Source organism: Aeromonas sp. 604443 (genome assembly GCF_049170315.1).
GTDB lineage: Bacteria > Pseudomonadota > Gammaproteobacteria > Enterobacterales > Aeromonadaceae > Aeromonas > Aeromonas veronii_A.
The window spans coordinates 208777-231926 of sequence record NZ_JAAKMI010000003.1 but is presented as its reverse complement, the minus strand read 5'-3'; the positions used below and the strand labels follow the sequence as shown (position 1 = coordinate 231926).

Sequence of the window (23150 nt, the reverse complement as noted above, 5' to 3'; positions counted from 1 at the left end):
GCGGCGCGCTACTTGGTGGTTCGATGATGAGATAAAGCCATCATTGACGGCCTTACCTCATAACCGAGCCAAACTGTGGCCATTCTCTCTAACCGGCCTGTCCGCTGCCCGAACCAATCACCACGCCACCACAATCCACTGCCGTGCCGGTGACGGCGATGGGTTTGCCATTCACCAGCACAGAGCCAACACCACCGGCAATGGCCCGTGGGTGCGGCGGGTTGTTGGGCTTGTCATGGGGCGCCAGTGGATCACCTTGACGAGCCACAGGCTTGCCATCTAGGAACACGTCGGGACTGGCAGCTATCACCGGGGTCGGTGGGAAGCCATCGTGGTCGGTGCCGATGTCACCGAGCAGTGCGATAGCGGGGCACATAGTCATTCTCCATATGAGCGGGTAGACGCACAGACATCATCCCTCTGCCCCTGTGCCCGATGGAACGCACCAGGCACAGGCGATTTTGATAAACAGCGGATAAACAGAACAGGCCACAGCACAGGCTATGCCATTTAGCACTGGCGAAATTAGCCAAATAAAATCAAATGGTTAACCTCTTTCGATAGATGACAGGGTTATCCATTCGCAAGGGATTGCGCAAACTGGGCAATCCCCCTGCAAAATATTGCATCTGCAGTGCAACCATCTGTAGTATGCGCAACTGGTTGCGCATAACAGAGCAATCAGCTACCGGATAGCCCTTGTTGCAGTTGGTAAAGCCGGATGTTGAGTGCTTTCAAGTCACTCTCTATCCCTTTCAGCTCGGCAGCCGTAATAGGCTCCTGCGACGCTTTTCGCGCCTCCAGTTCGCTCAGACGTAAACTGAACGGGACCTCCTGCATCAGGTTCTTCTGTACCTCGTAGAGCTGAGACTTGAGGTAGGAAATCGTGACCGTCTTGCGCTGACGCTCCAGCTCCAGCAGCTGATCGATCAGGGCATCGACCCCGGCGCGCGCCTCCAGATAGGTCGGCACCCGGTTGAGATCCCCTTGCTGGCCGGCCAGCGCGGTCTGCCACTGCTTGTCCAGCGCCTTGACCGCCAGCGAGTCGGGATAGAGCATCTGCAGCGAATTGCGCAGCCCCTCGCCATAACGGTACCAGTAGAGGGGAGAGGTCTGCTCCAGCCGATCCAGTTGGGCCTGATAACGCGATACAAGCTCGCTCTCCATCCCCTGCAAGGTCTGCTCCCCCAACACGATGCGCGCTTGGCGAATGTCGTCATAACTCAGGGCCTGCGGTAACGCTGCAGCGGGTTGTTGCAACCGTTGCGCCGCGATGACCTTCTCCTGCTGCTGATGTTGCCAACCAAGCCATCCCATCATAGGCAAGGCGCAGGTGAGCAGGCCACAGCCAAACCAGAACCAGGCCGGCCGCTGTTTGCGGTGCTGCTCAATCTTGAGCACGGTCGGCTTCATCTGCCCCTTCTCGCGCCCCACCAGGATACTGCCCTGAGGCAGGTGCGGGGTTGCCCCGACAGAGGCGCCATGGTCGCTCTCCATGTCGGATTTGAAGAAGACCATCGGCGGGATCTGCAGCTCATCCTTGAGGCCCGGCTCATCGGAGACGATGACAATCTCGGTCTCGTCAAACAGATGGGTGTAGCCCTCGATAAAGTGCACCAGATTCTCGACCCGGGGGATGCGGCTCAAACCGGCGTTGTGCAACTTCTCGCTGATGAGTTGCAGTGCCCGCTCGCAGCGGTAGATCAACCGCTTGTCCTCGTGGCTGATCTGGTACTGGCGGATCACGTCGCTGATGCGGGCAATAAACCAGTCGAGCATCTCGATGCGGGCCCGCTCCTGATGCACCGGTGGCCAGAAACTCTCCCACTGGGTGACGATCAGGTTGGCGAGAAACTCGCACCCTTCGGTAAAGCCGCTCAGCCCCTGAATGCGGGAGCGCGCCAGAGTGAAGTAGATGGCGGTCTGCAGATCCACCCCGTGCTTTTCAAAGATTTGACTGGCGAGCTGATGGATCCGGGCCCAATCCACCTCGGGGCGGGAGGCGTGGCTGAGCTTGTTGATCTCGGCGCGCAGCGCCTCGTACTCAGGCAACATTCTGGGGTCTCGCCCCACCTTCAATGCCTGCTGGCCTTGTTGATTCTGTGACATATCGGCTTCCAAGATGAGAGGGGCTCGTATGCCCCCCCTGCATGATCAATAGAGGGATTCAGGCAAGCTGAACTGGCTGAACAGGCCGCCGGTGAAGGGGTTCTGGGCGCTGTCGGTATAGACCCGATAGGTCATGGCACCCTGATCCACCGGGAAGCGCACATCAAAGGTGGCCTCGTTGACCTGAGTCAGCTCCCCCTTGTCCATCAGGCGGAACATGGCCCAGGGACCGACAAAGCCCTCGCTGCGCGGTGAACGTTCGCGGGCAGCCGGTACCAGGGTGATCTTGCTCTCGGCCCCGTCGCGCATGGTGTTTGGCCACACCAGCGGGATCTTGTTGCGACGGCCGTGGGCATACTCCAGCAACTGGCCATCCAGGTTGAGCACACTACGCCGCTTGTTGGCGGTGAGTTCGATGGGCTCGAGGGCAAATTGCACCTCCAGATTGCCCTGCTGGCTGAAGAAGATCTGGCGGATCCGCGCAGCGCGATCCAGCTGTTTGATCAGCTCCGCCTGAATAGGTGAGCTCAGTTCTCCCTCCATCAAGCCCCCCTCCACCATGGGTTTCAGGTTGACCTGATAGAAGCTGTCCAGGGTGCCACCGGGGGCAAAGAAGCGCTCCATCTCGGAGAGCGGCACATCCTTGGCAGAACCCGGATTGAACGGATAGCGATCCGCCAGTTGGCTGTTGAACGGTGCCAGCACCTTCGCCTGCCACTCCTGATTGAGGGATGACATGGCCAGATCGACCACCAGTTGCGAGCTTTGATCCGCCAGCTGCCCCACCCAGCGATTGAGTGGTTCTGGCAGGCCACGGGCATACTGCTGCAGAGCAAAGACCGGGTCGGCATACTTGTTGGTCAGACGCAACTGCACCGCCTTGAGGGCAGACTGTCCCGGCTCGGTGGCATTGACGATCAGCTCCATATAATGCTGCAGCTCAATCAGCTTCTGATTCACTTCCGAAATGAGCGGCCCCTGTTCCCCACGGCCAGTCAAGACGCCATTGGTGGCCATAAAGGGGCGACCGATCCGGGCAGTGATCGCCTGCGCCGGATCTCCTTCCGCATCGGAGATCTTGCGAATACGGGTATTGTCATCCAGCGCAGCGAGCACCCGCAGGAATGGCTGGTCGTTGCCGGTGATGGCAGAGAGCACATCGAGCGCCTGCTCGGGGCTGGCAAGGGTCTGCACATCCAGATTGGTCAGCAATTTTTGCCACTGGTTGACGTAATCGGTGACATAGCGATCGTTGACCTGACGAGTGATCTCCTTGCGATCCGCCTCGCTCAACTGGCTCAGCTTGCGCTGGCCCAGCACCCAGGCATCCATGGCGGTGAGATCGATCAGCGCCTTGTCCTGCTTGAGGAAGAAGTCACTGAACCCGGGCCAGGTCAGCAAACGCGGCACCTGACCAGCACTCTCGTTGCGCAGGGCAAACACGGTGTCGAAGGTGGGGCCCACCTCGTCACGGACATTGAGATCCGGCGGCAACACATCACCCGCCTTCACCACCAGATTCTGATAGACCCGCTGATACATGGGCAATTTGCCCAGTTCACGCTGGGCGCCATACACCGGCTCCTTGAATGGCACAAATGCCGTGATGGCGGCCTGATCCCGAGCAGCGCGAGCACCATGCCAGTCGGTATGATCGAGGGCATAGTCAAGATGCCCCATCAACTGCTCCTGCACCGCCCCCTGTCCCGGGAACGCTTTCTGCCAGCGGCTGGCCATGTACTGCTCCACCAGCTCCTTGTTGCGACCGGAGGCATCATCGAGCATCCGCATCACCCGCAGGATGGAGAGCTTCTCCTCGCTGCCAGACGGTGCACGGTTGAGATCCTCCAGCAGTCCCTGCATCTGGGCAGGCAGGAAACGCAGCCCCAACAGTTGCAGATAGGAGCCTTCCACATAGGGGCCAATCTCATCCCCCTGATAGAGACCTAGGTCTGCCACCAGCGGCATCCGTTCGCGGTAGTTGCCAAAAGAGAGGGTTGCCTCGCGAATAAGGTTGAGACGTGGCAACTGGCTGACACCGAAGGCATGTTCATCAGCGACCTCGTTGGTCTCGGTGAACGCTTGCGCCTTGGTCAGTACATTGCGCCCCGCCTCCTCGTTGACCCGGTAGAAGTAGTGCCAGCCACCGATCAGGGCTGCAGAGAAGAGCGACAAACAGCCGAGGCCAATGGTCATCCGGCGGCGGCGATAGAGGGTATGCAGCCGGTTTTCTCCGGCCAGATGGGCCTCGGGGAAAATGATCGAGGAGAAGAGCTTGCGCACGAAATAGGTGTTGGACTCCCCGCGCAGGGCGGAGTGGATCGGCTCGGGCAAGCTGTAACGCCGGGAAGCGGCCTGAGCAAAAGCATCGAACGGGACACCTTGCTGATAGACGGAGCTGATATAGACGCCGCGCACCAGCAGTGGCTTGCTCTCTTCAATGGTCAGGGTTTCATCGAGCAGGCTGGTCACATAATCCTTGAGACCCGCCAATTGACGAACAAACGAGAAGAGGGCGTTGCGCTGGGCGGCATCGAGCCGGGCCAGCATCATTTCCGGCAGATTGCGGTTGAGATTGTCGACCCACAGATCCCAGAACAGCGCCAGATCCTGCTGCCAGGATTTGCCCTGACTGCTGCTGGGGTTGAAGGTCACCCCCAACACGGCGTCACGGGCCTCTTTATCCAGCTGTTCAAAGACCACATCAAAGCCGCGCAGCATGTCGAGTTTGGTGAAGGTGACATAGAGCGGCAGCCGGGTATTCATGGTGGCCGACACCTCTTGCAACCGGGCACGCATCAGCTGGGCATACGCCTTGCGCTCGGCCACACTGGCCGCGGACAGCCATGCCAAATCAACAGTCAGTACCAGACCATTGAGGGGCTGACGACGACGGTGCTCGTTGAGCCAGTTCAGCAGATGCAACCAGAGCCGCTCATGCTTGCGAGCTTGCGGGTCCAGCTCGGGCTCGGCTTGTGACAACAGTGCACCGGCCGGATCCAGCATCACGGCTTGCTCCCCCAGCCAGCAATCGACCAGCTGGCCTTGCGCCACGTCCCGCAGTTCGGTATCGAGTCTGGGATTGAGCTTGTTGGCCGGATTGGCACGGTGGATCAGGCTGCTCTTGCCGCTGCCGGGCAGACCCAGCACCAGATACCAGGGCATGGCGTAGAGCGCCCCCTTGCCAAGGTGTTCATTCAAGGCTTGCAACCAACGATTGAGGAACTGCGCCTGTTTGTCGATGAGCCCTTTGACCGGATCTTGTTCCAGCAGCACCTCATGCTGGCGCTCGGCCTTGAGCTGCTTCATCTTGCGCCATACCCGCCAGGAGAGTACCCCCAGCAGCAACCAGAGCCAGAGCAGGGTAAACACCACCCGCCCCCACAAGGGCTCGAATGGCTTGGCATCACGGATCTCGATGCGAGGCCCCAGCCACCACACCAGGATCAGGGCGACAACCCACAGCACCACACCGAGCAGGGGCCAGGAGGGTTTCAGTTTCGGCAGCTGTTGCCGCAGAAAGGTAAAGATGGTTTTGAACATAAAATGTGATCCAACTCCGACTCAATGACTCATTTCGGCACTTATTTCGGCAAATGGGTGGCATAGGGGGCCAGGCGGCTGACCAACCCGGGCTCCCACTGAGACAACCCAAGGCGCTCCGCCTCTTGCCACAAGTGTTGATATTGCTGGCGCGCAAGCGCCTCCATGCCTTCCTGCTCCAACAACTCCGCCTGCACCAGCAAGGCATGGAAGCGGGCTCTTGGCTCTTTCATCTGTGCCATCCGTTCATCAAGCAGGGCGAGCGCGGCGGCAATCCCCTGCTCCCCATGACGCAAGGCGACCTCCTCGGCCAGCTCGGCCTGTCCGCTGCCGCCCCCACTGCTCTTGGCAGGCTGCAACCAGCGGCTGCACTCGGGGGAGAGAAACGGGGAACCATCGCTGAAGGTGAGATCCCGCAGCGCTGGCAGGCGCTGCAAAAACGCATCCAGCTCCGCCATGATCGCCTGCGCCACCGCGCCATATCCCAGCTTCTGGGCCACCTCGGCCGAGAGCCTGTGCCCCTCGAACCAGTAAGGGGCCAGCGTCAGGCTCTGCTCGATGCGCTGCCAGAGCGCCAGATCTGGCGTGCCCATGGCGGCGCGATATTCATCCACCATGTCTGCCGACATTGAGGCCAGCTGGGTTTTGTTCCCCTGCGCCGTTATCGGCGGGGTGGTGATGCCGGCCCAGATGGCGTGACGACGCAGCCGATAGCCGATAGCCACCTCTGGCTGGCGCTCAATCAGCAGCTCCGCCACCTTGAGCTGGGTCTGTCGCCATGCCCGATCGTTGGAGCTGTCAATCTCGACCCCGGAGCCCTTGCTGCTGCCACTGAGCACCATAGCGCTCGCCATGCTGCTTGCGCTGGCGGAGGCCGAGACAGAGCTGTTCGACGGTTGGCCAGCGGAATCAGCCTGAGCCTGGACAACCTGCTGTCGCTGGGCCCGCTTCAACCCCATCACCAGAGGATCCAGCAGTTCCCCCTTGTCAGGGCACTGGGCCAGCCAGACGGCCTCCAGCTGTTCTGCCTGCGCCAGCAACTGCGCCAGTTCAGCCGCAGAGGCGCTCTCGCTCACCCTCGGCAGGGCACCCTCGAAGCGCTTGATGATCTGCACCATCAATCGCTGCTTCTGGGTCGCATTCCCGGGCCAGGCCAACAGCCAGTAAGCCTTGATCCAGGCTTCCAGCAAGCTCAGCGCAGCCCCCATCGGGGTCGCCTTGGCGGGGTGCTGCAGGCAGCGCAACAGCTGTGCCAGCACCCGCATATCCTTGGTGCGGCTCTCCAGCAAGCCGAGGCAGGCCTCGGCCACCGCATTGAGATCGACCTGGCTGTGAGCGAGGGAGCCCAGCTTGACCAGCTCGGTCTCCACATAGTCCCAGCGCGGCTCGTCGGCCAGCACGGCGCCTCTGATCTGTTCATCCGGCAGGCTGGTGAGCAGGCGTGCACACCAAGGGTGTTGATAGCTCATCTTCCCCCCTACCATCGGCACTGCTGACGCAGCGGTGCCAGCGCCTCTTTCAGGCCGCTCAAATCGACCCGCAGAAGGGCGCCGTTGTCGGCCCGCACCTGCAGCTCGCGATGGCCCTGCCAGCGCTTGAGCTCCTCGATGGCGGGCAGACCGCGGCCATATTCGAGCAGCCATCCCTGATCCCGGATAAACCAGCTCTGACTGCTGCGAGTTGCTTGTCCATCCAGCGCGACTTCGACACTCTCCCCGCGCCACGGCGCATCCAGCCGCAAGCGAATATGGGTGATGCTGTTGACACAACCGATCGCCAGGGTGGCACCGCGCAGGGCCGGACGGGTCAATACCGCCGTGCCACTCTCCTCATCCTGTCGCAACAGGAAGGGTGAGCTATCCGGCACTCGGGCCAACTCCTGCTCCGCTATCGCCAGCCAGGCCGGAGACTTGGTGCTCTCCTTGCTGCCTGATGGCGTCGCCTCATTGCCAAGGGCGTCATAACAGGCGAGCCGGATCAGAGGGGATGGCTCGCGACGACACGCTTGCCATGCCGCCATATCGAGGGGAGGCACCACATTGCCGGTCGCCAGCAGCAGGGGCAACAAACCCATGATGCTCATCAGTTCACCTCCAGTTTCTGGCACTTGTGATCCAGGGTGCGCTTGGGAATATTGAGGCTCTCGGCCACCAGCATGCGATTGCCCTGAAAGTAGCGCAGGCGCGCTTCAATCACCGATGCCTCGTACTGCTGCATGGCCCGGCGCAGATCGCGGATATGGTTGTAATCATCCAGCGCATCCGGCAGCTCGGCACAGACCCGATCCCGCAGCTCCGGCGGCAAGGCGCCAAGCCCCACCTCTTCACCATGACGGGTGTGGGCACAGGCCACCTCCAGCAGATTGCGCAGCTCGCGCACATTGCCGGGGAAATCGTAACTTTGCAGTTGCTTGAGGAACTTGCGCTGCAAACCAGCCAGTCCCTTGTCATCCTGCGCGGCAAACTGGGCCATGAAGTGCTGGCAGAGCAGCGGCACATCCTCGATATGCTCGCGCAAGGGGGCGATCAGCAGCAGACACTGGCAGAGACGGTGGTAGAGGTCGGCACGGAACCGCCCCTCCTCCACATGGCGGGTCAGCGGCTGATGAGTGGCCGCGATGAGGCGAAAATCGGAGTGATACTCCTGCTCTGCCCCAAGCGGCCGGTAGCTGCGGGTTTCCAGCACCCGTAGCAGCTTGGCCTGCATGGCGGCGGGCATATCGCCCACTTCGTCTAGAAACAGGGTGCCACCATTGGCCTGCGCCACCAGCCCGGTCTTGTTGGAGAGGGCGCCGGAGAAGGCCCCCTTCTGATAACCGAACAGCTCGCTCTCAATGAGATTCTCGGGGATGGCGGCGCAGTTGATGGCGACGAACGGCTTGGCGGCACGCTCGGAGCACTGATGCACCAAGCGGGCGACCACCTCCTTGCCACTGCCGGTCTCTCCCTGAATAAGCACGGTCAGCTTGTGCTGGCCCGCCTGGGCGATCTGCTCGCGCAAGCCTCGGATCACCGCCGACTGGCCAACCAGCTGATCCCCCAGCAACTTCTCGTGCTGGCGCTGGCGCTCCCCCTCCCCCTTGATCTGACGCAGGGAGTCGCGCAGCACGTTCTGATCCCGGCGGCTACGCCCCAGATCGCGGATCAGGGTGAGCTGGTTGCAAAAGACCTGCGCCAGACTGGCCAGCTCGGGGCGAGCCGCCCACTCCTGCAACACATCGCCACTGTCCATCATCGCCAGCACGGCAAACGGCTTGCCGTTGCCATCATTGAGCGGAAAGGCGTGCAGGCCGCACGGCTGGCCAAGGTTGGCCAGCAGTGAGCGAAAACCGGCGTGCTCAATGCGGGCACCGCCATGGAGGGAATCCCAGGTGCGGGATTGCGCCTTGTGCAGCACATAGGCGAGTGGATGAGAGAAATCATCCACCGCCAGCGCCAGCGCAACCTCCTGCCCCTTGACCCACCCTTTGCACTCCAGCTGGCGGCCGCTCACGTCCAGCATGCCAAGCAGCAGTCCTTTGGGCTGGAAGCTGGCATTGAGGGTCGAGCTCCACCAGTGGCAGAGATGTTGTTCATCCCGTTGCGAGGTGAGCGCGAGGGCGAATGCGAGGGCTTGCTCCATGGTCAGCCCTCCACCTCAGCCACAAACTGGTGATCGGCCACCGAGAAGCGCACCCGGTTGATGGGCTCACCGGCCGAGAGGCGCTGCAACAGTTGCAGGGAGACCGGCGGCAACAGGGCTCCATCGATGACGGATTCGAGCATCCGCGCGCCGTTCTCGCTGCGGTTGGCCCGCAGCAGGATCTCCTCGGCCACCTCGCTCTCCAGCACCACCTCCGCACCGAAACGCTCCTTGAGCAGCTTGACCAGCCGGTTGAGTTTGCCACCGACGATCTGCACTAGCGTGTCGTGACCGAGCGGCAGGTAGGGGATCACCTCCATCCGCGCCAGCAGGGCCGGTTTGAAGAAGGCGGCGAGCTCCGGATAGAGGGCATCCAGCAGCACATCGGGCTGCTCGGCATGCTCGACGATGGTCTGGAAACCGAGGTTGGAGGTGAGGAAGAAGACCACGTTCTTGCAGTCGATGATCCGCCCTTCCCCATCCGCCAGCTCGCCCTTGTCGAACGCCTGATAGAAGAGGTTGAGCACGTCCGGATGGGCCTTCTCCACCTCGTCCAGCAGCACCACGGAATAAGGCTTCTGACGGATCGCTTCGGTCAACACGCCCCCCTCGCCAAAACCGACATAGCCGGGCGGCGAGCCGATCAGGCGCGAGACAGTGTGCTTCTCCTGATATTCGGACATGTTGATGGTGGTGAGATACTGGCGACCGCCAAACATCAGCTCGGCAATCTGCAGCACGGTTTCGGTCTTGCCGACCCCACTTGGCCCCACCAGCAGGAAGGCCCCCAGCGGACGGCCTGGACGACGAAGATCGGCGCGGGCGGTCAGCAGGTGTTTATGCAGGTGGGCCACCGCCACATCCTGCCCCTTGATGAGCTCGCCAAGGTACTCCGGCAGACGGGTCACCACATCGAGCTCCCCTTGGGAGATGCGATTAAGCGGCACCCCGGTCCACTCGGCGATCACCGCTGCGATCTGGGTCTTGTCGACATGGGCAGAGACCAGCACCTCACCCTGTTGCAGCTCGACCAGCTCGCGCTCGAGCCCGGCAAGCTGCCCGGCGGCCGCTTGCGGATCGAGCGGCGCATCGGCGAGATCCAGCGCCTCTCTGGCCAGCATCTCATCCTGCTGATCCGCCAGCAGGGCGGCACGCAGTTCGACAATCCGATGCACCAGCCCCTGCTGTTGCTGCCATCGGGCTTCCTGCTCACGCAGGTTGTCACGACAGGTCTGCTGGGCCGCTTGCAGCTCGGCGAGGCGCTCATCGTTGTCACCCAGACCAATCAGGCTCTGGCGCTCCAGCTGACGGATCTCCAGCTCGCGCTGGCGCAGTTCGTTTTGCAGGTGACTGACCGCGCGTGGCGGCGTGGTCAGGTTGATGGCCACCCGGGCACAGGCGGTATCGAGTACGTCGATCGCCTTGTCCGGCAGCTGACGGCCGGAGATGTAGCGGGCGGAGAGCTGAGCGGCAGCTTGCAGCGCCTCCTCGTCAATCAGCACCCCATGGGCCTTCTCGTAGATGCTGCGCAGGCCGCGCAGGATCACGGTGGCTTCACCTGCATTGGGTTCACCCACTTTCACCAGCTGGAAGCGGCGCGACAGGGCGGCATCTTTTTCAACGTACTTCTTGTATTCGCTCCAGGTGGTGGCAGCGATGGTGCGCAGCTCGCCCCGGGCCAGCGCGGGCTTGATGAGGTTGGAGACATCCATGCCGCCCGCCTGGTTGCCGGCACCAATCAGGGTGTGAGCCTCATCGATAAAGAGGATGACAGGTCGCACGGCATCCTTGACCTCCTGCATCACCCCCTTGAAACGCTTCTCGAACTCCCCCTTGACCGAGGCGCCCGCCTGCATGGCGCCGAGATCCAGGGTCATCAGTTCGACCCCGCGCAGCTTTTCGGGTACCTGACCCGCCACGATGCGCAGCGCCAGCCCCTCGATCAGGGCGCTTTTACCGACGCCGGCCTCCCCCACCACGATGGGGTTGTTTTTGCGGCGACGGGAGAGAATGTCGATCATCAGATCGATCTCGTGATCCCGGCAGAGCACCGGATCCAGGGTTCCCTGACGGGCCTGTTCGGTGACGTTGACAGTAAAGCGGGCCAGCAGGCTGGCATCGGCGGGCAGCGCGGCCTGAGTCGAAGTGCCGTTGGCAGAAACAGTCACTTGGGTCTCGGCAGACTCTTTCACCCACTCGTCGAACTGCTGGCGCAGCAGCTCGCGATTGATGTTGGCAAGCAAACGGGTCACCGAGCCCGGCAGGTAACGCAGGGGAGTCATCAGCAGCACCAGCAGCATGACGCCGCTGCGCAGTTGGCCATGTTGCAGCTCGGCAGAGGCGAGCAGCCAGCTGTCTTGCAGCCACTCCACCAATAGCGGCGAGAAGGAGGGATAACCCTGACCATAACCGTTATCGGCCGCCGAGGGTTGCAGCAGGCTCTTTAACTCTTCAACCTCAACTTCGGCCCGCTTGAGGATCTGGCGCACATCGCTGAGGGGGGTCTCCAGCATCTTCAGCAGCAGGTGCTCGATGCGGATCTCGGCGCCCTGATGATTGACACAGAGGGCCGCTGCCTCCTCCAGCATGTGACGGCAGATGGGGTTGAGTCTTTCCACCAGTACCGGTAGCTCTATACGAATCAAGGCGTGCTCTCCTTAAGTATTTATTTTAATAATTCGCCCAGTTGACGCAGTACGTCCTGGGTCTGGTTATTGAGTTGGTGGTGATAGAGGCCAAAGATGATGGCCAGGATCAGCGCCCCTCCCATAAACAGGGTGCGCAGGGAGACTTGCTTGCGCAGCTGGTAGCGAGATGCCTGCCGACCGAGGTCGAGATGAAACACGCTGGGTGCCTCGCCGCCGGCCTCGGGGGCCAACTGCTTGTGCAGTTGGCGCACGATGCGCTCGAACTCCCCTTGCCCCTTGCTCATCACCTTGTAACGCCCCTCGAAGCCGAGGCAGAGGCAGAGATAGATGAACTCCAGGATGTCGCGATAGCGCACCGGATCTTCCTGCAGACGGGCCAGCAGGACGAACACCTTCTCGCCCCCCCAGGTCTCGTTGTGAAACCGGGCCAGCAGAGAATGTTGGGACCATTCACTCTGGCTGCCCCAGTCGCGCCCCATCACCGCCTCATCGATAAAAGTGCAGAGGATGTAGCGAAACGAGAGGACGACGCCATTCTCGTAACCCTGCGCCATCAACTCCTGTTCGATGGCCTGGATCTCGGTCACCACCCGCTGATAAAGCTCGGGCACCCGGTCGTAGCGCGACAACAGACGCACCCGCTGCACCAGCCCCAATAGCGGGGTCACCGCATCGATCATCGGGTTGATGCTCTGGCCACGCAGGCGGAACCAGTAGTCCGAATCCATGTCCAGCTGCTCGGCGTGATCGAACAGCAGGTCGCTCAGTTGCTCGTTGTTGATAATGTCCGTGGTCATCTCTGCTTGTTTCCTTGATGCGATCACTGGCTACGGATGGCCCAGAGCTGCATGTCGAGCTCGGGGAAATCGCCGGCAATGTGGAAGGCGAGCGTGTTGCTGACCGCCAGCATCTGCCAGGCAGGGCTCTGACGGTCGAGCTGGAAGTAGCTGTAACCGGCGTGATAGGGCAACTGGCGCGGCGCCACCGGCAGCGGCAACAGCGGGATACCGGGCAGCTGCAGGCTGATGAGTTCGCGGATCTTGTCGCTCGACGCCACCTTGGTCTGCTGCAGCAACTGTTTGCGCAGCTGCTCCTGCGGCATGCGGGCACGCACTGCCAGCACGAAATCGGCGCTCTGCATCAACTCGCTCTCGTTGACCATGGCCACCATGACGCCGTACTGGTGCTTGCGCAGCTGGATGGAGACGGCACGTGGCGACAGCACGGTACTGAGCGCCTGACGCAGGGCCAACATCACCGGCTCGAAGCTCACCTGCTGATCGTCATGACGATAAGCGGGGAACTCGGGGGGCAGACGGGACTCGTCGGTAAAGGTCATCAACTCGCCACAGAGCTGCACCAGCGCCTCGTGCAACCGCTCGGGGTGCAGGGTGCCAAGACGCGCCAGATGGGAGAGCAGGGGCTGAGCCCGGTTGAGCAGTTGCAGCATCATGAACTCGGCCACATCGGCCACCCCCTGCTGACCCGGCGTGGCGATGCGCTGGGAGAGGCTGCGAGCCCGCTCGGCCACGAGGCCAGCCGACTCGCCGAGGAAGCGCTTGAGGGTCGGGATGGCAGAGACACTGATACTGCAGGGCATGAAGTTGGGATCCAGCACCAGACCGCCATCCGGGCGCTTGTCCAGAATGCGAGCAATGGCGAGGGACGCGTAGGCGCTGCGGTCTTCCCGCTCCAGCATCAGCCGCAAGCTGACCCGCCCCACTTCGAGGGAGACCACGTCGCCCCCTTCGCTGTGGAGATCCCGCACATCGTGGCGATGAGCCTGCAGCCGGGTTGCTACCTGACCGCCCTGATTGACCTCGTTGACCCCGCTCACCGAGAGCGGCAGCGCCAGATAGACCTTCTGGTTGGCCACCGAGGCATCGGTGATCTCCAGCGGGGTCGGCAGCACATCATCGTTCGGAATGTTGAAGACGGTGCCGTCCGGCATGATACCGGTGGCCCCCACCAGCGCGATGCGGCCAAAGCCGAGGTAATCCTCGTTGATGGCAAGCGACTGCAACCCGTAGAAATAGTCGGACAGCGCGCTCAAACGCGCGTGCAGCGCGTAATCTGAATGTCTCTGTTGTTGCTGGAAGTGCTGGGGCTTGATAAAGAGCCCTTCACGCCAGATAACCCGATTTCGACTCGACATGATTATTCTTCTTCTTTTTGTAGTTCCACTTCATCCAGGCGCAGGTGCACCAGAATTTGATAGGCCGTTCCCTTGCTCTTGACCTTGATGACCTTGCGCCACTCGGCGCTGTCCGGATCGGCGTACCGAGCAATCACGCCGATGTAACGGGTCTTCTCGTCAAGCTTGACGGGGGGCAGGTATTTGAACTGGCCGGGTAGCAGGGTGTAGTCCTGATGATCCAGGTAGTTCTTGCCAAGGGCCTTCTCTACATCTGCCGTCACCTGGTCGTAGTCGGTGGCGAGCAGCCTGGAATCTTCCGCCAGCAGCACCACCTGAAACTCGATGGGTGCCGCCTCCCCGCTCTCGTTGGGGTTGACGTCAGGCTCCGCCAGCAGGCTGAGCCCCAGGGTGGAGGGCTGGTCATCGTTGCTCCCCACCTGGACATCCGGGTTCATGACCACATCGGCCATCTTGCCCATGGTGGTACAACCGGCCAGGGCCAGCAGACAGGCCCCAAACCACAGTGCACGTATCATCAAATCAGTCCCTGTTGCTGACGCACGGCCTGGTCATAGGCCTGGGCGTAGACCTGATGGAACAGCTTGTCGAACCCCTGCTGACGGGCAGAGGTGAGCTCACGGTAGTAGTGCTGATACATGTTCCAGGCCCACCCCTCATCAGCCATACCCGGCGCGCCGCTGCGGCGGTATTGCTCGAAACGGCCGAGCAAGGCTTCCGGTGAGAAGGCCTGCAGGATGCTGTCGAGCGCCGCACTGATGGCCTGCTGGTTTGCCACGTGGTGGATGCGCACGTTGTGCAGGCTCTCGGCCACCGCGGCCGGTGCGCTCAGGTGCACCGGGCTCTTCTGCTCGGCAAACAGCACCGCCAGGGTCTCGTCATAATCGAGGCCAAGGCGCAGAGGGTTGTCCTCGATGGGGCGCAGGTGCTTGTCTGCCAGCGCCGCCTGATCGCTTTGCAGTTGCAGCAACCCCTCCACCATGGCCCGCACTGTCTTGCCCATCTCTTCGAGCATGTCGTGGGCCTGTCGGGTGTCCTGCAACTGCAACGGCTGACCCAGCCCGCGCATCAGCGGGGTCAGGGCGACGTGATCAACGCCCTCCAGCGGCTGGAAGTCGGGGTGGTTCTCGATGGCGGGCATATCCAGAAATTCTTGGTTCATGGTGTTCTCGACGGCAGAAAATGGAGCGAGGGATACGGTGTCCATATCCGGTTGAAAATGCGGTTGAGCCTGCGGCTGGGTATCCATCAGCGGGCCAGGAGCCGCACGCTCCTGCTGCAATGCCAGCAGGGGATCGACTGCCAGGGCCCGAGGATCATCCAGGGTCTGGGTGTGGTGGGGATCGCTGGCCAGCCACTCGTCAAGCTGTTCGGTTGGACGGTTGCCCAGCACCTGCTGCAGGCTCTGCTCGGGGGAAATGGCACCGAGATAGGCGCGCAGCCGGAACGGGCCGACCACCAGCTCGTCTCCCTGCTCCAGATGCACCTTGCGAGCCCGCCCGATGGGCGAGGTAGCACCATTGATGTAGGTCTGGCCGCTGAGATCGCACAGGCAGAAACGACCGTCATTGAGCTCGACCCGGGCATGGGCCGGCATCACCGCACCCAACCTGTCTCGCAGTTGCCAGTCATCCTGTTCGGAGGAGCCCAGGGTGCCTCCCATCTCGTCGAAGCGATATTGCACCTGCTGGCTGCCGTCGAGCTGCTCGCTGTTAAGCACCACCAGAGATAGTTGCTGGTTAAAGTCGTCCACATTCACTCCTGCACGTATTCCTACACTGAATTTCTGTGCTTATTCCTGTACACAGATCGTCACGAACGGGTCACTCGGCGGTTGGCCGAGAAAGGTACTCCACCCCAGACGGGCACTCTGCTCCTCCCCCAATCTCAGCCCCTTGGCCTGCTCCTGACCGAAGCCAAGCCGCAGATCCCAGGCCAGCTGATCGCGCAAGATGAAGGAGACAAAGGTCACCAAGGCGTGGAAATGCTCCCCGTTCGGGAGAAATCCGAGAAACTGGCTAAAACTCAGATCATTGATTTTCAATAAAAACTTGCCGGCACAATCATTGACCTTGTCACCGATGACGAAGTCATTCCCCAGAGTGGCGCAAGCACCGCCCAGGCGGTTTTGCTGCTCCGGATGGATCGGCACATTGCGCCACTGCCAGGCGCTCACCTCTACATCCGCCAGATCGAAGCAGTGGGCCACCAGACCGGCGACCACCTCGGGCGAGCGGCTGGGGCTGGCCAGCATGCCCGCATAGGAGAGCATCTTGGCGCGGTTGACCGGCAGGCTCTGGCAGACGGCGTCGTTGCCAAGCCCCACCAGCGCAAACATCAGGCGGGAGAACCCATCCTCACCGTCGTCCTGAAAACGGACGTGGTAGCGATACTTGCGCCAGATCCGGTGCAGCAGGGTCAGCAGACGGTGGTGGAAGAAATCCAGAAACAGGCCGAGCTTCTGCTCACCCTGGGCGTACTCCCACGCCAATGAGTCGAGGTAATACCCCGGCATCGGCGACTGGCTGCCGTGCAGACCCAGAAAGGCCACTTCCAGCTCGTGGCGCCCCTTCTCGTCGCGGCCAATCTGCAGCACGTCACTGGTGGGAAACCCCAGCGATGCGGTCGCCTTGAAACGAATATTCTCGTCACTTGGCAGGTGGTCGAGACCACGCTCCTGATCGGCGCCATCGAGCCGGTTGAGCAGCTCGACCAGCTGGAAGAAATTAAAACGGGGCGCCTCGTTGGCGGCGCTCACATCAGGGAGTGCTGACCGATCTGGACTGGCCACTGATAGCGCTCCTTGTTATCGAGATTGACCACCTCAAGCAGGTGGAAAGCGTTGACGCTGGCATAGAGCGAGAAGAAGTGGGCCAGCACGGTGCTGAAGAGATAGAGCTCCCCTTCGCTGCCAAAGGCGGACTGGCGGATGGAGAGCACCGACTTGAGCCCCCGCACCGGCATGCCGCGCACCAGTCTGTCCACCGGCTTGGTCTCGATCTCCTCGATCCCCGCCAGCCGCTTGCGCGACGCCTGCTCTGCTTGCTTGTCGTGCAAAGCGGGAAAGTCGTAGGTACGCAGCACCTGCACCAGGGCATCGCGGCGCAGCAGAGAGACATAGTTGAGCGACAGGTTGGAAATCAGGGTCCAGTGCAGGCTGCCATCCAGTGCCGGGCGCAGCGGCCGGGTCGGCCGGATCAGGTTGCGGAAGGTGGCAAACGACGGCGAGCTGCCGGTCGGCACGCAGATGCTGCCGACCTTGAGGCGGGCGGCGCGGGAGCGGTTGGTACAGGTAAGCGTCACCGAGATGGATTCATCGAGGTCGACCGTGGTGGTTTCATCGCCCCGCACAAACGAGAGGCTGTGCTCGAAACCATCACCACTCACCGACTCCCTGACCCGCACCCGGTAGTAGAGTGCCAGCCGCTGCTTGGCCCGCTCTATCTGGTGCTGAAAACTTTCGAATGGCTGATAGATGCGCGGCGTGCCCCGAGAGCGCCCCAGATTGCCCTCGACCCAACCTTCAACCTGATCCACCGAGAAAATTTCGAAACTGTCGGCATAGCGATAGCTCGCCTTGAGCGGGTATTCCGCCTGACGGCCGTTGAGATTGACCGGCTCGCTGTCGTGCTGGAACAGGTTGATGGCCGGCACGCAGTTGAGCATGAAGGAGTCGGGACGGATCTTGAGTTCCGCCGGCAAGGGCCGGTCGAAACAGAAATGAATTTTGAATTCACTCACCGGCAGCGGCTGTTTGGGCCACTCGCCACCGGAGAGTTCGAAGAAGAGGAAGCTCTCCGGAAAGCAGAAATACTCCTGCAGGATCCGGTAGCCGGAATAGACGTTGTTCGGATAGGGCAACAGCGCATCGTCGCGCTCGAAGCCGACCGGTTTGAGGGCCTTGGCCTCCTGACGAAAGCGCTTGCCGTCGATCTCGAGCTCGATATGGGAGAGCTGGTTGGAGAGCCAGAAGTAGAGCTCATAGGCGGTGTAGCTGTCGCCACCGAGGAAGAAGCGCAGCTTGTCCAGCTGCAACTCACTGAGCAGCAAGGGGGCATGCAGGGCAATATCGAGCGAGATGGTTGAGAGATCGTTGCCACTTTGCGCCGTCACCTCGCGCATCTCGGCCGGATAGACCCAGGCATCGTGGCAGGTTTGAAAATGACAGGTCACATCGTCAATAGGCAGACTGTCGAGTTGGCAGCCCTGCTTCACCAGCGCGGGCTGGGCGATGGCCCCCGGAATAACCGAAAACTGCATGATAGTCATGCTGGGGACGGGACGCAGGTAGTTTGGCCAGAGCATATTGAGCAGACCGTGGGTCAGCTCGGGAAACTCGTCTTCAATTTTTGCGCGCAGGTTGCCCGTGAGAAACGCAAAGCCTTCCAGCAGGCGTTCCACATCCGGGTCGGTATTCTGCTCCGACAAAAAACGGGTGAGTTCGGGATAGCTATCGGCAAATTCGCGCCCTTGCAGGCGCAAAAATGCCAACTCATCCCTGAAGTAATGTTCCAGCGACATTGATCAGACCATGCGGTAGTGGCGGTGACTGTCCATTTGGACGTTGAACGAGGTAACTTGCTCGATATGCTCCAGCCTCACGTGGGCCGTCACCTGAAACGACATCTCGAGCGGACTCGCCTGATAGTCGGGTGAACGGACATCCACATGCACAATCCGCGGTTCATAACGACGGATGCATTGCCGGATCGCTTCGCGGATCCGCCCCTTGATATCCGCACTGCCCTGAGTGGCGTCATTGAGATCGATGACACCAAGCTCGGGAGCACTGCGGCAATTGCCGGGACGGGTGTTGAGGATCTGTTCGAGCTGCCGCTTGACAGAATCAACCAACTCCTCAACCTCCGAACGGGGAGAAGGGCTCAGCCCCTCCCCCCGTATGCGATCGAACAGGCTGGCCGCATTTCCTCTATCCCAGGAAGAGAGATACGGCATCGGGCCTTATTCCTTGTCCAGTCGACCTACCAGAGAGAGCTCGAAGCTCGCCCCCATGTACTTGAAGTGCGGGCGCACTGACATGGCGACCTGATACCAGCCCGGCTCCCCTTCCACATCCAGCACCTTGATCTGGGCGGCGCGCAGCGGACGACGGCTGCGGACCTCTGCCGGCGGATTCTCCTGATCGGCCACAAACTGCCGGATCCAGCTGTTCAACTCCCGTTCCAGATCCTGACGCTCCTTCCAGGAGCCGATCTGCTCGCGCTGCAGCACTTTGATGTAGTGCGCCAGGCGGTTGATGATGAACATATAGGGCAGCTGGGTGCCCAACTTGTAGTTGGTTTCGGCCTCGCGTCCTTCCTTGGTGTTCGGGAACACCTTGGGCTTTTGCACCGAGTTGGCAGAGAAGAAGGCGGCGTTGTCGCTGTCCTTGCGCATGGTCAGGGTGATGAAACCCTCTTCCGACAGCTCGTATTCACGACGGTCAGTGATCAGCACTTCGGTCGGGATCTTCGCCTGCAGCTGACCCATGGCTTCATAGACGTGCACCGGCAGATCGTGGATCGCACCACCGCTCTGCGGGCCTATGATGTTCGGGCACCAGCGGTACTTGGCGAAACTGTCAGTCAGGGAGGTGCCCATCAGATAGGCGGTGTTGCCCCACAGATAGTGATTGTGATCCGAGCTGATATCTTCCTGATAGTTGAAGCCCTTGATGGGGTTTTCGGTCGGGTCATACGGCAGACGGGCCAGGAAGCGCGGTGCGGTCAGTCCCAGATAACGGGCATCTTCCGATTCACGCAAGGCGCGCCACTTGGTGTAGGCCGGCCCTTCGAATACCGATTTCAGATCCTTGATGGAGGGCAGCTCGGTAAAGCTGTCTACACCAAAAAAGGTCGGTGCAACGGAAGAGATGAAGGGGGCATGAGCCATGGCGCCGACGGCGCTGACATACTGCATCAGCTTGATATCGGGTCCGCTGTGGGTGAAGGCGTAATCACCGATCACGGCCCCCACCGGCTGACCACCAAACTGACCATAACCGCTGGAGTAGACATGCTTGTAGAGACCGGACTGGGTGATTTCGGGTGAGAATTCGAAATCTTCCAGCAGCTCTTCCTTGGTAGCGTGCAGCACCTGGATCTTGATGTTTTCGCGAAAATCGGTGCGATCCACCAGCAACTTCAGGGAGCGCCAGGAGGACTCCATCTCCTGCAACGGCTTGGCATGGAGAATGATGTCCATCTGCTTGCCGAGCTTCTTGTCGAGCTCGACAATCATGCTGTCCACCAGTGCCTTGTTGACCGGACTGCTGGCAGTACCGCTATCCAGAATGTTGGCGATCAGGGCTGCGACCCCCTGCTTGGCGACGCTGTAACCCTCATCAACCGGCGTGATGCGTGCTTGTGCCATGATTTCGTCCAGCAAAGAGGACGAGGAGGCGGCATTCGCCCCCGCTTGAACCTGTTCTTCGACCAAAGACATGTTTGTTCCTTCTCGTTCAGTCAATACAACCCGCCGATCACTCGACTGGCTTGATCAAATCCAGCTCTTTGAGCAACTGCTCACGAGCCTCATCACTGGACAGCAGATCCTGCAAACGATTGCGGAAAGCAGGGATATTGCCGAGCGGCCCCTTCAGGGCAACCAGCGCCTCACGCAGCTCCAGCAGCTTGCGCAGTTCGGGCACTTGCTGGGCCACATTGTCAGGAGTGAAGTCTTCCAGGGACTGGATTTTGATCGAAACCGGCAGCTCGTCCTGGCTGTTCTCTTCCAGACGATTTGGAACGGTGAAGTTCAGTTCCAATGCCGATTCTTTCATGACAGATGAGAAATTATTCTTGTCGATGGAGACAGTCTGACGCTCCTCGATGGGGGTATCTTCGGTGCGTCCTTTCATGTTGCCGACCACCATCATGGTCAGGGGAAGTTCTACTTCTCCCTGTTGACCACCAGTCGACGGTACATACTTGATATTTATACGCTCTTTGGGCGCGACAGTAGCGCCATCAATTCCTTTTCCCATGCTCTAGTACCCGATTTTGAGGTTTTATCAAGAAGGGCAGAGCTTATAGCCAATAGTACTGGCAACAACTGTAATAAATTACAGTTGAAGCAAGGCCGATATTAAAAAGGGATGATCCAGAGTAATAACTTTAATATTTGACGACATATCAATAAGCCGCCACAGCACGACCCGCACGGCACCAGCCCTCTCAAGACCATATTTATTTCTTTTGAGACTGGTAAAGCACACGCGTTACTCCGCATCATCAAAAACAAAACAAAAAAACAAATAAAATCAATGACATGGCGATTTTCAATAAAGATTTTCAGCGCCAGAAGCTTTAGTGGTGCCTTGTCAGGTACATTATCGTTCTCGGCACATTCATATACGACAAATTCTGACATATATGAATCAAGGGTATGTGACCCTGGTAGATGGCATGGTCTTGAACAAAATTGTAACCGGAAATTACAGCCTAATAATCAGAATAATCTTACGTGAAACAAGAGGCCAAAAATGGCAGAGACAGATAAGTAAAAATTACGCTATTAACAAACAGTAATTAGCGTTACATCCCTTATTTAATATATCTGAGAGCAAGCCACAACACCGTCACCACAGATGACATCAGTCAATGTGAGCACTCCCTGCTAACGCTGGAGTCAAGCAGGATTGGCTGTGAAAATCAGCCCAAGCACCCTCGTCTGTTTTGACGATGCGCCCGGTGAGCAGAGGCAGAGGAATGTCACCATCATTCACCAAGCGCATGGTATGGCACCGGGAATAAATATGAGCCTTGACCAGAGAACCGATCCGTTCGCTCAAGCCACCAGAGCAGGGCTCCCTCACCGGGGAGATGGGACGTAATGAGAGGCACAACCAGATCCCGCTCTTTGCTACATAGAGAAGTGCACCTTACTCCACAAGAGGTGTCGTTCAGTGCGCCAAAAAGCGCGGGGGGCCTGATGGCCCCCCGCAAACACACCGGATGAGAAAATGCCTTACTTGGCGGCGCTATCCTTCACGCACTTCTGAACAAAACTGTTCTTGGCCGCGCCAGCCAGCTTCTTGTCGGCTGCCGCCTTCTCGCACTTGGCCGCCGGATCGATCGCCGCGCCCGTCTTCACGCACTTCTGGATAAAGCTGTTCTTGGCCGCACCGGCCAGCTTCTTGTCGGCTGCCGCCTTCTCGCACTCGCCGGTCGCGGCGCCAGCGGCATCTTTCACACACTTGCCGACAAAGCTGGTCTTGGCGGCGCCGTTAAGCTTTTTGGCCGCAGCCTGCGCCTCGCACTGCAACTGGGCTGCATCGTTGGCAAAGACCGGATTGGCCAGCAGCACGCTGCCGCAGAGCAGGCCGAACAGGATGCTACGCTTCATGGGTGATCTCCTCTCTATCTGGTGATGTGTTTGCATGGTCATATTTGCATGACGATGTGTTGCAAATGGCTTTGATTGCAACAGCTGATTGTTGCCGCAGATCCCCCGCCTCGCCAGCTTGGGAGCGGAGCAGAGGGCAACCATCGCCCGCACTATAACGCCGATTGGCGGAGCGGGATTGTCCCCAACCAGCCCCTCCTCAGCGGCAAGCCCGCCCCCTACTTTCCCGCCATACCCGCCAACCCCAATAAAATCAAGGGCCATGGGAATCCGGTGCCCACTCAGTTCGATTTGTTGAGCCAGCGCAAAAAATCAGTCATTACTGACACTTACGTCACTTTTTGACTGGTATGGCCAGATTCGATTGGATTAACATAGCCATCCGGTGCCTATTCATCTGTGATGGGCTGCTGCCCTCGCTGGTTAATGGAGCATATTGGAAGCTGTAATCCACGGGCGGTAGCGTGTAGCTTGAACCGTGACTGATGCCATTCATGGGTTGGCGCTGAGTAGAGTGAAGCTCAACAAACGGGAGAGATGATATCCAAATCGCGATAGATAATCGTGACAATAGAAAACCAACAACCGAATTTAGCTTTCTCAGTAGACGTTGAGCATCACTTCGTTTAGCCCACACCGATAAAATCTGTTCCAATACACGAGACACCCAAATGATAAATAATATTCATCCAAGTATATAAATATTTCCCACAAGAATTACTTTTTAG

At 59.9% G+C, this 23150-nt stretch carries 17 protein-coding genes; all 17 read right to left on the bottom strand.

What is annotated here, in order from left to right; genetic code table 11:
* Nucleotides 1-88 precede the first annotated feature (88 nt).
* Entirely contained in the window at nt 89-376 is a 288-nt protein-coding gene (locus tag G5380_RS06630) for a type VI secretion system PAAR protein (protein ID WP_019444936.1), read from the bottom strand.
* Nucleotides 377-681: 305 nt separating this feature from the next.
* On the bottom strand, nt 682-2109 hold the full coding sequence (locus G5380_RS06625; RefSeq protein ID WP_421312582.1) for a VasL domain-containing protein: 1428 nt from the start codon (nt 2107-2109) through the stop codon (nt 682-684).
* Nucleotides 2110-2154: 45 nt separating this feature from the next.
* Nucleotides 2155-5652 carry a type VI secretion system membrane subunit TssM gene (tssM, locus tag G5380_RS06620; RefSeq protein WP_421352552.1) on the bottom strand — a complete coding sequence of 1166 codons (3498 nt, stop codon included), beginning with the start codon at nt 5650-5652 and terminating at the stop codon, nt 2155-2157.
* Between the two features lie 41 nt (nt 5653-5693).
* Entirely contained in the window at nt 5694-7121 is a 1428-nt protein-coding gene (tssA, locus tag G5380_RS06615; RefSeq protein WP_421254943.1) for a type VI secretion system protein TssA, read from the bottom strand.
* 8 nt (nt 7122-7129) lie between these two features.
* Entirely contained in the window at nt 7130-7735 is a 606-nt protein-coding gene (vasI, locus tag G5380_RS06610; protein WP_421352551.1) for a type VI secretion system-associated protein VasI, read from the bottom strand.
* Complete coding sequence (locus G5380_RS06605) at nt 7735-9273, bottom strand: sigma-54 interaction domain-containing protein (RefSeq protein ID WP_421352550.1); 1539 nt, start codon at nt 9271-9273, stop codon at nt 7735-7737. The genes vasI and G5380_RS06605 overlap by 1 nt, the downstream gene beginning before the upstream one ends.
* Nucleotides 9274-9275: 2 nt before the next feature.
* Nucleotides 9276-11918 carry a type VI secretion system ATPase TssH gene (tssH, locus tag G5380_RS06600; RefSeq protein WP_421352549.1) on the bottom strand — a complete coding sequence of 881 codons (2643 nt, stop codon included), beginning with the start codon at nt 11916-11918 and terminating at the stop codon, nt 9276-9278.
* A 20-nt stretch (nt 11919-11938) separates the two neighbouring features.
* The gene (icmH, locus tag G5380_RS06595; protein WP_421352548.1) at nt 11939-12718 is read right to left on the bottom strand and encodes a type IVB secretion system protein IcmH/DotU; all 780 of its coding nucleotides are present in this window, start codon (nt 12716-12718) and stop codon (nt 11939-11941) included.
* Nucleotides 12719-12741: 23 nt separating this feature from the next.
* Nucleotides 12742-14076: a type VI secretion system baseplate subunit TssK gene (gene tssK / locus G5380_RS06590; protein ID WP_421312587.1), complete on the bottom strand. Its 1335-nt coding sequence runs from the start codon at nt 14074-14076 to the stop codon at nt 12742-12744.
* Between the two features lie 2 nt (nt 14077-14078).
* Nucleotides 14079-14594, bottom strand: a complete 516-nt coding sequence (gene tssJ, locus G5380_RS06585; RefSeq protein ID WP_421208642.1) for a type VI secretion system lipoprotein TssJ — start codon at nt 14592-14594, stop codon at nt 14079-14081.
* Nucleotides 14594-15829 (bottom strand): type VI secretion system-associated FHA domain protein TagH, encoded by a 1236-nt coding sequence (gene tagH / locus G5380_RS06580; RefSeq protein ID WP_421221381.1) that lies wholly within the window; start codon nt 15827-15829, stop codon nt 14594-14596. The genes tssJ and tagH overlap by 1 nt, the downstream gene beginning before the upstream one ends.
* Nucleotides 15830-15868: 39 nt before the next feature.
* Nucleotides 15869-16867, bottom strand: coding sequence for a type VI secretion system baseplate subunit TssG (gene tssG / locus G5380_RS06575; RefSeq protein WP_421352547.1), 999 nt, complete (start codon nt 16865-16867; stop codon nt 15869-15871).
* Nucleotides 16831-18597, bottom strand: a complete 1767-nt coding sequence (tssF, locus tag G5380_RS06570; RefSeq protein ID WP_421208638.1) for a type VI secretion system baseplate subunit TssF — start codon at nt 18595-18597, stop codon at nt 16831-16833. The genes tssG and tssF overlap by 37 nt, the downstream gene beginning before the upstream one ends.
* A 3-nt stretch (nt 18598-18600) precedes the next feature.
* Nucleotides 18601-19032: a type VI secretion system baseplate subunit TssE gene (tssE, locus tag G5380_RS06565; RefSeq protein WP_421208636.1), complete on the bottom strand. Its 432-nt coding sequence runs from the start codon at nt 19030-19032 to the stop codon at nt 18601-18603.
* Nucleotides 19033-19038: 6 nt separating this feature from the next.
* Nucleotides 19039-20520 carry a type VI secretion system contractile sheath large subunit gene (gene tssC, locus G5380_RS06560; protein WP_421208634.1) on the bottom strand — a complete coding sequence of 494 codons (1482 nt, stop codon included), beginning with the start codon at nt 20518-20520 and terminating at the stop codon, nt 19039-19041.
* Nucleotides 20521-20557: 37 nt separating this feature from the next.
* Nucleotides 20558-21061, bottom strand: a complete 504-nt coding sequence (gene tssB / locus G5380_RS06555) for a type VI secretion system contractile sheath small subunit (RefSeq protein WP_421205362.1) — start codon at nt 21059-21061, stop codon at nt 20558-20560.
* Between the two features lie 983 nt (nt 21062-22044).
* The gene (locus G5380_RS06550) at nt 22045-22422 is read right to left on the bottom strand and encodes a hypothetical protein (protein WP_421352546.1); all 378 of its coding nucleotides are present in this window, start codon (nt 22420-22422) and stop codon (nt 22045-22047) included.
* Nucleotides 22423-23150 lie beyond the last annotated feature (728 nt).